Below are 14,805 nucleotides of genomic sequence, written 5' to 3'. Positions count from 1 at the left end.
CGTCAAGCCTAGGGCGCCCCACGGGCGCGCTCGTCCGCGCGTCAGCGCGCGCGGGCGGCAAGGGTCGTCGGCACCACGAGGCGCAGCACCGACCGGCGCGGCACCGGGACCCGCTGGGCGGGCAGCACGCTCGCCCGCGAGCGCGCGACGAGCCGCGCGAGCGCCGCCGGGAGCTCGGACGGCTCGGGGTGGAAGCCGTGCTCGTCGGCCCAGGACGGGTCCGGCGCCGGGAGCCCGCGCTCGAGCGCCGCGGGGAGGTCGGCGAGGTGCGTCATCAGCCCCGAACCCGCGAACGGCGGGTTGAGCAGCGCGTCGGCGACGCCGAGGTCCGCGACGAGCGCGGTCGGCACCCCGGCGGCGATCGCCTCGAGCGCGGCCGTCGAGCTCACGGTCACGAGCGTCGCGCCGGGCCGCAGCCAGTCGGACATCGCACCCGTGGCGAACCGCAGCAGCTCGCGCGGGTGTCCGAGGCGCGCGTGCTCCTGCTCCCAAAGGTCCGCGTACGGGTGCGGCTCGTGGTGCGTCTGCCGCTCCCCCGTCGTGGCGCGCAGCTTGACGACGACGTCGTGCCCGGCCGCCGCGACGCCCGCGAGGCCCGCGAGCAGGCGCACGCGGTCGTGGCGCGCCGCGGGGACCGACGGCTGCGCGGCGAACACGACCGGTGCGGACGAGCCGCTCGCGGCGCGCGCATCCCGGCCCGCAGGGCGGAAGAACGGCAGGTGCGAGAGCACGACCGCCGGTGCGGTGCCGGCGGCCGCGAACGCGGCCCCGTAGGCGGAGCGCTCCGCCCGGCTGTGCACCACGAACGCGTCGCACCACGTGCGCCGGCGCACGCCGACCGCGGTCGCCGGCAGCGCGAGGCCCGGCAGGCCGGTGACGAGCGCCGGCCGGCGCCGCGCGCGCTGCGCGAGCCGCCCGACGACCTGCGCGACCGGCCCGGTCGCGGCCACGAGCAGCACGTCCGGCGGCCGGCGCCGGAGCAGCCGGTGCAGCTGCCAGACCGACACGACCTCGGTGCGGCCGACGGTCGAGCCCGCGGTCGCGGCGGCGACCTGCGCCGGCGTCGGCAGCACCGGGCTGCGCAGCACGACCGCGCGCGCCTCGACGGGCTCACCGCCGAGCGACGGGCCGAGCGCGGACAGCGTGTGCACGGCCCACTTGAGGTACGCGTCGGAGTCCGCGACGGCGAGGACGTGCACCGTCACGGGCGGAGCCCCTCGACGTCGAGGCGGCCGTCGACGTCGACCGTGCTCTCCTCGGACGCGGTCGGCCCGGCGTGCGTGCTCGGCCGCAGCGCGAGCACGCTCGACAGGTGCTCGCGCACCAGCGGCGCCGCGCGTCCCGTCCACCAGTCGTCCGGCACGGGCTGGGCGTCGACCCGGACGCCGGTGCTCGCGTGCAGCGCGCCGAGCAGCACGTACGCCGTCGAGGGCAGGCAGACGACGCGCTGCGGGGGCCGCAGCCCCCCGAGCAGCATCTCGACGGGCAGTCCCGGCGGCTGGACGCGCACGCCGTCGATCGAGGCGATCCGGCCGACCGTGCGCGTGTCGCTGCGCCGGTGCGGCAGGTACAGCAGCGGCTCGCCCGCGCCCACCGCGCGCACCCACTCGACGTACGGCTGCGGTCGCACCCAGCCGTCGGCGACGAGCGCCGAGCCGACCACGACGGTCCGTTCGGCGGGCGCCGGCACGACGGGCCGGCCGGCCAGCCACTCGAAGCGGTGCGTCATCACGTCGACGCCGAGGTCGCGCAGCCCGCCCAGGAGCCCCGGGTCGAGCGGCATCGCGGTGAACAGCCGCAGGCGACCCGCCCCGGCCAGGGCGCGCAGCCGGTGCGTGACGAGACCGCCGAGCGCGCGCCGACCCGCGGCGGGCGCACCCGTGGACGATCGGCTCGGGCGGATCAGCGGTCGGCCCGCGACGAGCAGCCGCGCGAGCGCGACGGTCGCGAGCCCGTCGTCGAGCAGGACGACGTCGCCGTGCGGCGCGGTCCGGGCGAGCTGCGCCTGCCACCGCCCGGAGAACGCGTCGCCCACGAGCCAGTGGGCCGAGCCGGGCCGCGGGGAGGGCAGGCTCGTCAGCTCGAGCCCGCCGGGCAGCCCGACCCCCCGCATCGCGGCCGCAGCGACGTCGAGCGCCGGCACGTCCGCGCGGACGTGGACCGTCGTCGTCACGCCGCCGAGCCCGGCCGCGTGGGCCTCGAGCGCACCCAGCAGCTGCAGCGGCGACTCCACCGCGGCGATCGCGTCGAGCAGCGTCATGACGGCACCCCTTCGCCCCTCCGCGGCGTCGCCGGGCCCGACGACCCCGCCACCGCCCCGGCCACGACGTCAGCCCTCGACCCGACGGAGCCGCGACATCGGCGCGAGCTCCCCGGGGAACACGCGCTTGACGCCGTCGCCCATCGCGTCCTGAAGGATGCGGATGTCGCGGATCAGATGCTGCAGGCCGGTCGGCTCGAGCGACGACGCGTGGTCGGAGCCCCACATCGTGCGGTCGAGCGTGATGTGCCGCTCGACGGTCACGGCCCCCAGCGCGACCGCGGCGAGCGAGATCTGCAGGCCGCGCTCGTGGCCCGAGTACCCGACCGGCACGCCGTAGCGCTCGCGCAGCGTCTGGATCGACCGCAGGTTCGCCTCCTCGGGCGGCAGCGGGTACGTCGACGTCGCGTGCATGAGGATCAGGCGGTCCGTGCCGAGCGTCTCGACCGCGCGGTCGATCTGCTCGATCGTCGACATGCCGGTCGAGAGGATGATGGGCTTGCCGGTCTCGGCGAGGGCCCGCAGGAGCTCGAGGTCGGTGACCGACGCCGACGCGACCTTGTGCACGGGCACGTCGAGCTGCTCGAGGAACGCGACCGACGGCACGTCCCACGGCGACGCGAACCAGTGCAGCCCGCGGTCGGCGGCGTGCTCCGCGATCTTCTCGTACTCGGCGCGGCCGAGCTCGACGCGCTTCTTGTAGTCGAGGTACGTCATCTCGCCCCACGGCGTCTGACGCAGCTTGTCGCGCTGGTCCGGTGGCGTGCTGATCTCGGGCGTGCGCTTCTGGAACTTGACGGCCTGCGCGCCGGCCTCGGCGGCCACGTCGATCAGGCGCTGAGCCAGCTCGACGTCACCGTTGTGATTGATGCCGATCTCGCCGATCACATAGACGGGCTGGCCCTCGCCGACGAGCTGGTCGCCGATCGCGACGGTCGCCTGGTTCGTGGTGATGGTCATGGACGTTCTCCCTGTCGTGGAGCGGGCGGGGGGACGGGTCTGGAGGGTCGGTACGGCGACGAGCTCGGAGGCGAGCTCCTCGGTGAGGACGGGTGCGCCGCCGAGCGCGTGCTCCCGGCCGGCGACGATGCGGTCGCACACCTCGCGGACCGCGCCCGAGCCGCCCTCGCGGTCGAGCACGAGCCGGGCGACCGCCTGCACGCGGGGGTGGGCGTCGGCGACCGCGATGGGCCAGCCGACGCGCGCCATGGCGGGCAGGTCGTTGACGTCGTTGCCGACGTAGGCCACGCGGGCCGGGTCGAGGCGGCGGACGGCGAGCCAGTCCGCGAGCGCGGCCGCCTTGTCGTCGACGCCGTGCAGCACGTCGACGCCGAGCTTGTGCGCGCGGGCGCGCACGACCGGGTTCCGCTCGGTCGAGAGCACCAGCACCGGCACGTCGGCCTCGCGCACGAGCCGCACGCCGAGCCCGTCGCCGCGGTGCACGCGGACCGACTCGCGGCCCTGCTCGTCGACGTACGCGCGGTCGTCGGTGTGCACGCCGTCGAAGTCCGTGACGAGCGCGTCGACGTCGAGCGGCTCGCGGTCCCCCGCTGCGGCGAGCCGGCGGGCGTGCTCGAGGTCGGCGGGCTCGTCGATCTCGATCGCCGTCGCGGCGTCGACGACCTGCAGGCCGATGCGGCCGAAGAAGCGCGTCCCGGCGGCGCGCAGGCCCGCCGTGCGCATGACGTAGAACGCGCCCGTCTCGCGGAAGTGCGGCGCACGGTCCTGGCGGCGCGGGCGCTCGTGCAGCGGGTGCCCGACCGGCGCCGCCGCGCCGTCGCGCAGCGTCCACTGGAAGTCGTGCGTCGGGGCGACCGCCACGGCGACGTCGGACGTCCCGTCAGCGACGCGCGCGATCGCGGCGTCGAGGTCGTCCGGGTCGACGAAGGGCGACGTGCACTGCAGGAGCACCGTCTGGTCGGGCTCGGCGGCGAGCGCCTCGGTGTCCGCGAGCGCGTCCAGCGCGTGCAGCACGGCCGACTCGGACGACGCGGAGGCGCCCGCGAGGTCGGCAGGCCGCTGGACGACGCAGGCGCCGTACCGCTCTGCCTCCTCCGCGATGCCCTCGTGGTCGGTCGAGACGACGACCATCGCGACGCGGCGCGCGGCGAGCGCGCTGGTCACCGCCCGCGCGACGAGCGAGCGGCCGCCGACGGGCTCGAGGTTCTTGAGCGGCACGCCGACGGAGCCGCCGCGCGCCGGGATGACGACGACCGCGGTGCGCGGCGCGTCCTCCGGCGTCAGCTGCTCGATCGTCTGCTCGATCACGCCGCGAACGTAACGACGGCGTTCGACGCGTCGGCGACGCCGAGGAACACGTCAGGAGAACGTCACCGGCGGCCGGGTGAACGGTGTGCCGCGCGGGTGAACTCCCGTCGACGTTCGCGCCGGGCCCGGCGCGGCCGTCAGCGGCGCAGCACCGGGTTCCGCAGCACGCCGATCTCCTCGATCTCGCACTCGACCACGTCGCGGTCGACGATCGGCGACACCCCCGCGGGCGTCCCCGTGAGGATCACGTCGCCCGGCAGCAGCGTGAACACCTCGGAGACGTACGAGACGAGGTACGCGACGTCGAAGACGAGCTGCGAGGTGCGGCCGTCCTGCTTGGTCTCGCCGTTGACGCGCGCGCGGACCGCGAGGTCGTCGACGTCGAGCCCCGGCACGATCCACGGGCCGATCGGGCACGCGGTGTCGAAGCCCTTGGCGCGGGCCCACTGGCCGTCGGTGCGCTGCGCGTCACGCGCGGTGACGTCGTTCGCGACGGTGAACCCGAACACCTGGTCGAGCGCACGGTCCGGCGGCACGTCCTTCGTCACCTTGCCGATGACGACCGCGAGCTCGGCCTCGTGCTCGACGTGGTCCGAGAAGTCGGGCAGCACGATCGGGTCGTCCGGACCGATCACCGAGGTGTTCGGCTTGAGGAACAGCAGCGGCGCGGGCGGCAGCTCGTTGCCCATCTCGGCCGCGTGGTCCGCGTAGTTGCGCCCGACGCCGACGATCTTGGAACGCGGGATCACGGGTGCGAGCAGCCGCACGCCGGGCGAGTCGAGCCGGATGCGCTCGCCCGTCGGCTGGATCGGCGTGTAGATCGGGTCGCCGGAGATGACGACGAGCTCCTCGCTGCCCGCCTCCCCCTCGACGACGGCGTAGCGGGGGTCCTGACCGGTGGTGAAACGGGCGATGCGCACGGCCGCCAGGGTAGTCGCGTGGCGACGACGTGGCCGCGCGGCGCCGGGCCGGCCCGCGCGGGGGCTCCGCGTCAGGCGCGGGCGAGCACCTCGCCGTGCAGCACCGCGAACCAGCCGTCGGGCTGCGCACCCCACGCGCGCCACGCCTCGGCGAGCTCCTCGAGGCCCACCTCGTCGGCCAGCCCGTACTGGATCGCCTGCTGCGCGAAGTTCGACGCGACGGCGCGCTCCGCCCACAGGTCGGCCCACCACTCGCGGTCGTGCGGCGTGGCGTAGCACCACACACCCGCGGTGGGCACGATGCCCGACGGGTCGAACCCCGCCTCGCGCACCCACGAGAGCAGGCGGCGGCCCGCGTCGGCCTCCGCGCCGTTGGCCTCGGTGACCTCGTGGTAGAGCGCGTTCCACTCCTCGAGCCCCGCCGACGGCGGGTACCACGTCATCGCGGAGTAGTCGGAGTCGCGCACCGCGACGATGCCGCCGGGCCGCGCGACGCGGCGCATCTCGCGCAGCGCCGCGACCGGATCGGTCAGGTGCTGCAGCACCTGGTGGGCGTGCACCACGTCGAAGGTGTCGTCCTCGAAGGGCAGCTCGTACGCGTCACCGACCTCGAACGTCACGTTGCCCCGGCCAGCCTCGCTCGCGGCGGTCCGTGCGATCTCCACGACGGCCTCGGACTGGTCGACGCCGACGACGGCACCCGGTGCGACGCGCGCGGCGAGGTCGATCGTCACCGAGCCCGGGCCGCAGCCGACGTCGAGCAGGCTCGTGCCGGGCACCAGGGCGGGCAGCAGGTAGGCCGCCGAGTTCTCGGCGGTGCGCCACCGGTGGGAGCGCAGCACCGACTCGTGGTGGCCGTGGGTGTAGACGTCCTCGCGCGTGCTCACGTCGCCATTCTGGCGTCGAAACCGTTCGATCGTCCATGTTGCGGGACGTACCTGCTCGTATGTCGAGATGGTCGGCCCGGGATCAGCCCTGGGCGAGCGCCGCGACGGCGGCGACGACCGCCAGCGCGGGCACCGTCCCCTGCGTCAGAGCGGCCTGGACCATGCGCCGGTCGGTGGCCGCGAGCACGAGCGCCGCGGCGACCATCGACCCGCACGCCGCGAGCACCAGCGCGAGCCCCACCTCGTGCGAGCCCGCGGCCGCGAGCACCACGCCGACGACCGCCACGACCGCGAGGAACAGGTTGTAGAAGCCCTGGTTGAGCGCCCACGGCCGCACGGCCGCGAGGTCCTCCGCCCGCGTCCGGAACCGCTCGTGCACCGCCGGCCGGGCGAAGAGCACGGCCTCCATCAGGAAGATCACGACGTGCAGCAGCGCCGCGAGCGCGGCCAGGACGAGCGCGACGACGAGCATGCGGCCAGTCTGTCGGGCGCGCCGGACCGCGTCACGCCCGACCTACCCTGGAACGGTGACCCCGACGACGACGCACGACCGCAGCACGGTCGCCCTGGCCGCCCCCACGTGGCGCGCCCTCGCGTCGTCGCACGCCGCGCGCGCCGACGCGCTCACCGCGGGGCACCGCGAGCGCCGGTCCCGCAGCGAGCGCCACGCGATCGAGGACTTCCTCTTCGAGTACTACCCCACGAAGCCCGCGCAGCTGCGTCGCTGGCACCCGGGCGCGGGCGTCACGCTGCTGCCGGACGCCGACGGGCCGGCGCCGCAGGCGCGGTGGCGCTGGTACGCGCCCGATGCCGACGGCGGCGTCTCGCTCGACCTCGACGCGTTCCTGGCGGACCGCGGCGACACCGTGCAGTTCGTCGTGGGCCTCCTGACGGCCACCGCCGCACGCCCCGCCGCCACCGGCTGCTTCGGCCTGCACGAGTGGGCGATGGTCTACCGCGAGGGGGACGCGCACCGGCACCCGCTCCCGCTGCGGCTCGGGGCCGCGGGCACCGACGCCGTCGTGGAGGGCCACCGCATCCGGTGCACGCACTTCGACGCGTTCCGCTTCTTCACGCCCGAGGCCGAGCCGCTCAACACGCTCACGCCGACGCGGGAGGCGCAGGTCGCGCTCGAGCAGCCAGGGTGCCTGCACGCGAACATGGACCTCTACAAGTGGGCCACCAAGCTCGGCCCCCTCGTCCCGGGCGACCTGCTGCTCGACTGCTTCGACCTCGCGATGGACATCCGGCGGACGGACATGCAGGCGTCGCCGTACGACGTGTCGTCGTACGGGGTCGAGCCCGTCGCCATCGAGACGCCGGCCGGCAAGGCGGAGTACGTGCACCGGCAGCGCGGGTTCGCCGAGCGATCGAGCGCGCTGCGACGACGGCTCGTCGAGGTCTGCCGTCCCGGAAGCCGGCCCTGAGCCCGACGCGCGACGTCAGGAGACGGTGAACGTGTGCGTCCAGATCGTCGACCCGTCCGGGTTCAGGTACGTGTAGCGGACCTTCGGCGACCTCACGCCCGCCGACACCATCGCCGGGCCGACCGCAGCGTCCACCACGCCCTGCAGCGTCGGGACCATCGAGGCGAAGTAGTCCGCGACCGCGGCCGGGTCGATCGTCTCCGCGTAGGTGAACCGGTACTCGAGCGTGGCCGGCTGGACGGCGACCACGTCGATGTCGACGTAGGTCGATCCCGACGACTTCAGCAGCGCCGCCAGGCTGGGGCGCGTGGTCGCGACGACCTCGTCGAGCGCGGCGGAGTGCTTGACGGGCCGCTTCGGCGGCTTCGTCACCGTCGGCGCGGGCGTGGTGGGCGTCGTCGTCGGCACGGGTGCCGCGGTCGGCACCGGCGTCACAGCCGCGTCCTGCGTCGGAGCGGCCGCGGGCGCGGAGTGCTGCGGCGACGCCGCGGCGCCGTCCGGGTCGGCGTGCGGCGCCATGTCGCACCCGGCGAGCAGCGCCGCGACGCCCAGGCCCGCCACCGCTGCTGCGACCGTTCGGCTCCGCCTCATGGCGAAGTCCTCGGCCCCCGCTGGACGACGGTTGAGCGAGCGCTGTGCAAGCACCCGGATGGCGGTCGCGGCCCGGGGAAACACGACGAACGCCGGCCGTCAGCCGTCGAATCGCTGCCGCAGGCACCCGATCCCTGGCATGCTGCGAGCACGACGTCGGCATCGAGGCCGCGCGCGCCCCGCTCGCCCCCCCCCGCCGCAATCCCGCGAAGGGACGCCCCCATGTCGCACCGCACGGCCGCCAGACTGACCGCTCTCACCGCAGCGCTGCTGCTCGGCGCACCGCTGCTCGCGAGCCCCGCGGGCGCTGCCGACCCCGTCGCCCAGCACATCACCGGGACGGTCACGCTGAAGGGCGTCGCCGAGGGGCTCGACGACTACGAGCTCGAGGTCGTCGCGGTCCCGGAGGGCGACACGAGCGGCGAGCACGTCGTCCAGGCCGCCGTCGACGACGACGGCACGTACTCGCTGCCCGTCGCGCCCGGCCGGTGGTGGGTGCGGTTCGTGTCCTGCGTCGTGTTTGACGCGCGGTACTGGGACGACCCCGCGACCTCGGGCAGCGGCCCCGACGCCGTGACCGTCGAGGCGGGCGCCGACACGACGGGGATCGACGCCACGCTCGTGCCCGGTGCGAGGGTGGTGGTCCACGCCACGGCCGGCGGCAAGCCGCTGGCGAAGGCGCCCACGTACGTCTCGGGCGGCACGATCGACTGCTGGGACGACGAGCTGCCCACCACGGACGCGCACGGCGACGCGACCCTCGCCTACGTCGCCGCGGGACCGGCCTCGCCGTACGTGCAGGCGACCGACACGACCCTCGCGACCTGGTACGGCGACACGGTGCGCCGGCCGGACGCCCGCACGGTGACGCTGGTCGACGAGAAGACGAGCCAGGTGACGATCCATGCCGTCAGCGCCGCACGCGTCGCGGGCTACGTGAAGGACACGCACGGCACGCCGGTCGTCGGCGTCACGGTGACGGCGACGAACCTCGACCGCACCGGGGAGGCGTTCGGCACGACCGACAAGCGCGGCCACTACACGCTGACCGGCCTCGCGGGCGGCAAGGTCAAGGTCGCCGTCTACCGGTCCGGGAACCGGTCCGCCGGTGCGGTGGTCACCGCCCGCCAAGGCAGCACGGTCGGCGTCAAGACGCTCGTGCCCCGGGCGCCCGGCTCGGGCGCGATCCGCGTGGCGACCTCGCAGCGCGCACCCGTCGTCGTGCTCGACTCCCACGGCACGCAGGTGATGCAGAAGTACACGAGCGCCTCGACTCACAAGGCGACCTTCACCGGCCTGCGCTCCGGTACCTACCGCGTGGTCGCGCGCGGCACGAACGTGTCGACGAAGGTCGCCGTCCGCTCGGGGCGCACCACGAGCGCCGGTGCCCTGCGACTCCCGCCGTCGACGAGCACGACGCTCGACGTGCGCACGCCCGCCGGCGCCCACGCCGACGTCCTGTACGACGTCCTCGACTCGTACGGCACCGTGGCCGAGTTCTCCGACCGGACGGGCTCGGACGGCCGCGCCGTCTTCTCGCTGCGGCCCGGCCGCTACACCGTCGTCGCCTATGCGGTCGACGAGAGCCCGTACGCCGTGACCACCCAGGCGTTCACGGTCCACGCCGGCACGCCGGCGACGGCCGCGCTCACGCTCCGCGCCGGCGCCGCGGTCACGGGCAAGGTCGTCGACGCGCACGGTCGACCGGTCGCGTGGGCCGTCGTCTCGGTGACCTCCGGCGGCCACACCGTGTCCGCCACGGCCGGACTGGACGGGCGGTACACGGTGCAGGGCCTGACGGCCGGCCAGCGCAAGCTCGTCGTCACCGACCCGTACACCGGCGGGTACCTCACGCGCGGCCTGGTGGTGACTGCCCGCACGGATGCGACGGTGACCGCACCCACGCTCGCGCTGCGCGCCCGCGCGGTGTGACGGCCGACGGCGCCGAGCGGCGGTCCTGCTGACGCAGGAGTCGCGTCCGGAGGCTGACGGCCCGGGGCTCGGTCGCGCGCGCTCAGGCGTCGGCCTTCTTCATCCGCCACAGCGCGAACCCGAGCAGCACGGCGACCCAGGCGACGAGGACGCCGTACCCCTGCCAGGCGGTGAGGTCCGGGCCGTGCATCTGGTCGTTGAGCGACGCGATGGTGACCTCGTTGTACGTCAGCTTCAGCCCTGCCGTCGACGGCAGGAACGGGTGCACGTACGACAGCGGCTTCCACGGGATGAAGAACAGGTTCTCCACGACGAGCAGCAGCCCGAGGACGGTCGCGAGGGCGGCCGCGCTGTTGCGCAGGAGCGCACCGACGGCGAACGCGAGCGCCGCGACGGTCGCGAGGTAGAGGGGCGTCCCGACGACCATCCGCTGGACGACCGGGTCGGAGAAGTCGACCGAGAACCCACGCGAGTCGACGATCAGCGCCTGGACGCCCAGCGCGAGCGCGACACCGACCGCCGTCACGACGAGGACGTTCGCGAACAGCACCAGCAGCTTCGACCAGAGCACGGGCGTCCGCCGAGGCGCCGCGGTCAGGCTGGTGCGGATCATGCCCGTCGAGTACTCGCCGGTGATCGTCAGGGCGCCGATCACGACGACGGCGAGCTGCGCCGTCTGCGCCACGGCCGTGAAGGCCTGCACGGCGAGGGCGTGCGCATCCGGTCCCCGCTCGGCATCGTGGGTCACGACCGCGCTGAAGAGCGCCGTGAGTCCCACGATCGTGAGCACGGTGACGCCGAGGACCCACGGCGTCGAACGGACGCTCCAGAGCTTGATCTGCTCCGACCGCAGCAGCCGCTGGAAGGTCACGCGCCGCCCGTCCGCCCGGCCGGACGTCGGGTCGAGGACGGGTCGCACGGCGCTCACGGGTCACCTCGGGTTCGGGTGGCGACGAGGCGCGACCGGGCCGCGGGGCCCCTCGTCGGGAAGCCTGGCCGGCCCGTGGGGACCGGCGAGCCCCGACGCTAGCCCGACGCGGGGTGCCCGTCCCTCGGGTGACACCCCGATCTTCGGGTCAGGGTCCCCCGAGGCGGCGACCGGCTCAGTGCAGGTGCCGCCGCCAGTCGGCCGGCACGCGCCCGTCGGGCCCCGGGCTCGGCTGGTCGACCGGCCGGCTCGCCGGCGGCACCAGCTCGGGCCCCTCCGCGTACTCGCCCGCGTCGTAGTCCCACCACCAGTCCTCACCCGGCTCGAAGGACCGGACGAGCGGGTGCCCGCGCTCGCGCCAGTGGGCAGTCGCGTGCTGCGACGGCGAGCTGTCGCAGCAGCCGACGTGCCCGCACGTCGCGCAGCGACGCAGGTGCAGCCACCAGCCACCGGTCGCGTCGCAGTCGGCGCAGCCCGTGCCGCTCGGAGGTGCGAGCGGGTCGATCGTCGTCATGCGTCCTCCTGGAGCGCGTCGAAGGGCAGGCGCACGACGAACCGCGTGTCGCCCGGCTGGGACCTGACGGAGAGGTCGCCGTGGTGCTTGCCGACGACGATCCGCCACGAGATGTCGAGCCCGAGGCCCGTGCCCGAGCCGACGGGCTTCGTGGTGAAGAACGGCTCGAAGATCCGCCCGATCACGTCGGGCGGGATGCCCGGGCCGGTGTCGGCGATCTCGACCTCGATGCCCGCTCCCGCGCGCCGCGTCGTCACCGTGAGCGTCCCCACGCCGTCCATCGCCTGGATCGCGTTGTCGACCAGGTTGGTCCAGACCTGGTTGAGCTCGGCGCCGTAGACGTGGACAGGCTCGAGCGTCCGGTCGTAGTCGCGGACCACGCGGATGCCCGCGAGCCGCGCGTCGAGCATGGTCAGCGTCGAGTCCAGCAGCGTGTGCACGTCGACCGTCTGGTCCGGCGCGCGGCCCAGCTGGGTGTACTGCTTCGCCGCGCCGACCAGGTCGGAGATGCGCGTCGTCGCGTCCTGCACCTCGTCCATCAGCGCCTCGGTCTCGAGCGTGTACCCGAGCCAGTGGATCGCGCCGTCGAGCACGCCCTCGCCGACGTGGTCGGCCACCTTCTCGAGCCACGGCACGTCGAGCCGCGCCCCGACGAACGCCGACGCGAGGTCCCAGCCGCCCTTGACGCCGTGATCCTCGAACCAGTCGACCAGGCGCTCCTCGGCGTCGCTCTCCTCGATGGCCGTCAGCGGCTTCGTCCCGCGCGCCTCGCGCCGCGCCGACACCGCGCGGTCCTGCAGGTCGATGAGCGCGACGAGCGTCTCGCCGTCGAACGCGCCGGACGCGACGTGCCCGAGCTTGTTCCGCATGCCCGCGACGCGCTCGCGCAGCGTCGCGGTGGCCCGTTGCGCCGCGGCGGCCGGGTTGTTCAGCTCGTGCGTCAGGCCCGCCGACAGCGAGCCCAGCGCGACGAGCCGCTCGCGCTGGCCCATCACGGACTGCGCGTTTCGCTGCCCGAGGAACAGCCCCTCGAGCAGGTGCACCGGCATCGGGAACCACTCCTGCATCAGCCACGCGAAGTCCGCGGCGGGCAGCACGTAGTACCGACCGCCCTGGAGCACCCGGATCGAGTTGTAGTAGGTGTCGCCGCCGCGCTCGCCGAGGAACGCGCCCCACGCACCCGCGTAGACCCCGCGCTGCGACGTCCGGCTGATCTCGATGTCGTCGCCGCCCACCTGCCGGTACACGGCGACCTCGCCGGACAGCATGACGAAGAACGTCGTCGCCGGCTCGCCCTCGCGGTGCAGCCAGCCCGGCTCGCGCCACTCGATGTGCCCGTGCTCGCACAGCCAGACGAGCTGCTGGTCCGACAGCTTCTCGAACAGGAAGAGGGTGCGGAGCTCGTCGATGTCGCAGGGTTCGATGCTCACAGCTGCTCCAGGTAGCGGTGGACGAGCATGACGGCCATCGCGCCCTCGCCGACGGCGGAGGCGACGCGCTTGGCGGACTGCGAGCGCACGTCGCCCGCGACGAACACCCCGGGCGTGCTGGTCTCGAGGTGGTACGGCGGCCGGTCGAGCGCCCACCCCGCGGGACCGCGCCCGTCGACCAGCAGGTCGTGGCCGGCCAGCACGAACCCGAAGTCGTCGCGCGCCACGATCCCGTCGAGCCAGTCGGTGCGCGGGCGAGCGCCGATGAAGACGAACACCCAGCTCGTCGGCAGCACCTCCTCGGCGCCGGCGGCGTCCCGCACCACGACGGCGTCGAGGTGGTCGTCCCCGCGGGCAGCGACCACCTGCGAGCCGGTCCGCACCGTGATCCGCGGGTGCGCCTCGATCTGCTCGACGAGGTAGTGCGACATCCCGGCCGCGAGGGAGTCACCGCGCACGAGCATCGTCACCGACCGCGCACCGCGGACGAGGTAGAGCGCGGCCTGGCCGGCGGAGTTCGCGCCGCCGACGACCACGACGTCCTGGCCCTCGCATGCCGCGGCCTGCGTGAGCGCCGAGCCGTAGTACACGCCGCGACCCGTCAGCTCCGCGCAGCCCGGCGCGCCGAGCTCGCGGTACTCGACGCCGTTCGCCAGCAGCACGCAGTGCGCGCCGATCACGCGGCCGTCCGCGAACCGCACGGTCTTCGACGATCCCGTCACCTCGAGCTCGACTGCCTCCTGCGCCAGCACGATCTCGGCGCCGAAGCGCACCGCCTGGCGGCGCGCGCGGTCCGTGAGCTGCGCGCCCGAGAGGCCGTCGGGGAACCCGAGGTAGTTCTCGATGCGCGAGCTCTGGCCCGCCTGCCCGCCCGTCGCGACGCGCTCGACGAGCGCCGTGCGCAGGCCCTCCGACGCGCCGTAGACCGCGGCGCTGAGCCCCGCGGGACCGCCGCCGACGACCAGCAGGTCGTAGAAGTCGTCGGTGGGCGCGACCTGGAGCCCGACGCGCTGCGCGAGCTCGGCGTCGCCGGGTCCGACGAGCACCTCACCGTCCGCCGTCACGACCACCGGCACCCGGTCGGCGCCGACACCCGCCGCCTCGAGCAGCCGCTCGCCCTCCGCGCTGTCGGACGCGAACCAGCGGTAGGGCACCTGGTTGCGCGCGAGGAACTCGCGCACCTGCGTCGAGCGCGCCGACCAGCGGTGCCCCACCAGCTTGGCCTCCGCCACGGCGGCCGGCGCGACCGCGCGCCACGCGTCGAGCTGCGCGTCGACCACCGGGTAGAACTTCTCCTCGGGCGGCTGCCACGGCTTGAGCAGGTAGTGGTCGAGGTCGACGACGTTCACCGCGTCGATCGCGACGTCGGTGTCGGCGTACGCCGTGAGCAGGATGCGCCGCGCCGCTGGGAACACGTCCATCGCGGCCTCGAGGAACTCGATGCCCGTCATGCCCGGCATCCGGTGGTCCGCGAGCAGCACCGCGACCTGGTCGCCGCGCAGCTTGAGCTCGCGCAGCGCGTCGAGGGCCTCGGCGCCCGACTCGGCGCGCACGATCCGGAACTCCTCGCCGTACCGCCGCCGCAGGTCGCGGGCCACGGCGCGGGACACCGCGGGGTCGTCGTCGACGGTCAGCATCGCGGGCCGCG

13 protein-coding genes and 1 pseudogene are annotated in these 14,805 nt (G+C 74.7%); 2 read left to right on the top strand and 12 right to left on the bottom strand.

Annotated features, from left to right (window positions below; genetic code table 11):
• Positions 1 to 41 precede the first annotated feature (41 nt).
• From QRT04_RS16780 to QRT04_RS16750, 7 genes and pseudogenes are all read right to left on the bottom strand, one after another.
• Positions 42 to 1,205, bottom strand: a complete 1,164-nt coding sequence (locus QRT04_RS16780; RefSeq protein WP_289456852.1) for a DUF6716 putative glycosyltransferase — start codon at positions 1,203 to 1,205, stop codon at positions 42 to 44.
• The gene (locus tag QRT04_RS16775) at positions 1,202 to 2,260 is read right to left on the bottom strand and encodes a hypothetical protein (RefSeq protein WP_289456850.1); all 1,059 of its coding nucleotides are present in this window, start codon (positions 2,258 to 2,260) and stop codon (positions 1,202 to 1,204) included. The genes QRT04_RS16780 and QRT04_RS16775 overlap by 4 nt, the downstream gene beginning before the upstream one ends.
• A 69-nt stretch (positions 2,261 to 2,329) precedes the next feature.
• Positions 2,330 to 3,220, bottom strand: a complete 891-nt coding sequence (locus QRT04_RS16770; protein ID WP_289456956.1) for an N-acetylneuraminate synthase family protein — start codon at positions 3,218 to 3,220, stop codon at positions 2,330 to 2,332.
• A gap of 228 nt (positions 3,221 to 3,448) precedes the next feature.
• Positions 3,449 to 4,438, bottom strand: a pseudogene (locus QRT04_RS16765) (cytidylyltransferase domain-containing protein); the annotation flags it as partial.
• Between the two features lie 227 nt (positions 4,439 to 4,665).
• Positions 4,666 to 5,448 (bottom strand): fumarylacetoacetate hydrolase family protein, encoded by a 783-nt coding sequence (locus QRT04_RS16760; RefSeq protein WP_289456849.1) that lies wholly within the window; start codon positions 5,446 to 5,448, stop codon positions 4,666 to 4,668.
• 71 nt (positions 5,449 to 5,519) lie between these two features.
• On the bottom strand, positions 5,520 to 6,335 hold the full coding sequence (locus QRT04_RS16755) for a methyltransferase domain-containing protein (protein WP_289456848.1): 816 nt from the start codon (positions 6,333 to 6,335) through the stop codon (positions 5,520 to 5,522).
• Positions 6,336 to 6,417: 82 nt separating this feature from the next.
• Entirely contained in the window at positions 6,418 to 6,807 is a 390-nt protein-coding gene (locus QRT04_RS16750; protein ID WP_289456846.1) for a DUF1304 family protein, read from the bottom strand.
• Positions 6,808 to 6,862: 55 nt separating this feature from the next.
• On the opposite strand from QRT04_RS16750, the gene QRT04_RS16745 reads away from it, so the two are divergent.
• Positions 6,863 to 7,762 carry a 3-methyladenine DNA glycosylase gene (locus QRT04_RS16745; protein ID WP_289456844.1) on the top strand — a complete coding sequence of 300 codons (900 nt, stop codon included), beginning with the start codon at positions 6,863 to 6,865 and terminating at the stop codon, positions 7,760 to 7,762.
• Positions 7,763 to 7,777: 15 nt separating this feature from the next.
• On the opposite strand, the gene QRT04_RS16740 is transcribed toward QRT04_RS16745, so the two are convergent.
• The gene (locus QRT04_RS16740) at positions 7,778 to 8,353 is read right to left on the bottom strand and encodes a hypothetical protein (protein WP_289456843.1); all 576 of its coding nucleotides are present in this window, start codon (positions 8,351 to 8,353) and stop codon (positions 7,778 to 7,780) included.
• Positions 8,354 to 8,575: 222 nt separating this feature from the next.
• Here QRT04_RS16740 and QRT04_RS16735 point away from each other — a divergent pair, with 222 nt between their 5' ends.
• Positions 8,576 to 10,285, top strand: a complete 1,710-nt coding sequence (locus tag QRT04_RS16735) for a carboxypeptidase regulatory-like domain-containing protein (RefSeq protein WP_289456841.1) — start codon at positions 8,576 to 8,578, stop codon at positions 10,283 to 10,285.
• A gap of 82 nt (positions 10,286 to 10,367) precedes the next feature.
• Here the strand turns inward: QRT04_RS16735 and QRT04_RS16730 are convergent, their stop codons facing one another.
• From QRT04_RS16730 to QRT04_RS16715, 4 genes are all read right to left on the bottom strand, one after another.
• Entirely contained in the window at positions 10,368 to 11,213 is an 846-nt protein-coding gene (locus QRT04_RS16730; protein ID WP_289456839.1) for an ABC transporter permease, read from the bottom strand.
• A gap of 175 nt (positions 11,214 to 11,388) precedes the next feature.
• On the bottom strand, positions 11,389 to 11,727 hold the full coding sequence (locus QRT04_RS16725; RefSeq protein WP_289456838.1) for a UBP-type zinc finger domain-containing protein: 339 nt from the start codon (positions 11,725 to 11,727) through the stop codon (positions 11,389 to 11,391).
• Entirely contained in the window at positions 11,724 to 13,157 is a 1,434-nt protein-coding gene (locus QRT04_RS16720) for an ATP-binding protein (RefSeq protein WP_289456837.1), read from the bottom strand. The genes QRT04_RS16725 and QRT04_RS16720 overlap by 4 nt, the downstream gene beginning before the upstream one ends.
• On the bottom strand, positions 13,154 to 14,794 hold the full coding sequence (locus QRT04_RS16715) for an FAD-dependent oxidoreductase (protein ID WP_289456836.1): 1,641 nt from the start codon (positions 14,792 to 14,794) through the stop codon (positions 13,154 to 13,156). Before QRT04_RS16715 ends, QRT04_RS16720 begins: the two co-directional genes overlap by 4 nt.
• Positions 14,795 to 14,805 lie beyond the last annotated feature (11 nt).

The sequence above is a fragment of the Cellulomonas alba genome (assembly GCF_030362835.1).
Lineage (GTDB): Bacteria > Actinomycetota > Actinomycetes > Actinomycetales > Cellulomonadaceae > Cellulomonas > Cellulomonas alba.
The sequence above is the reverse complement of the archived record's forward strand: the minus strand, read 5'-3'. Positions and strand labels throughout refer to the sequence as shown.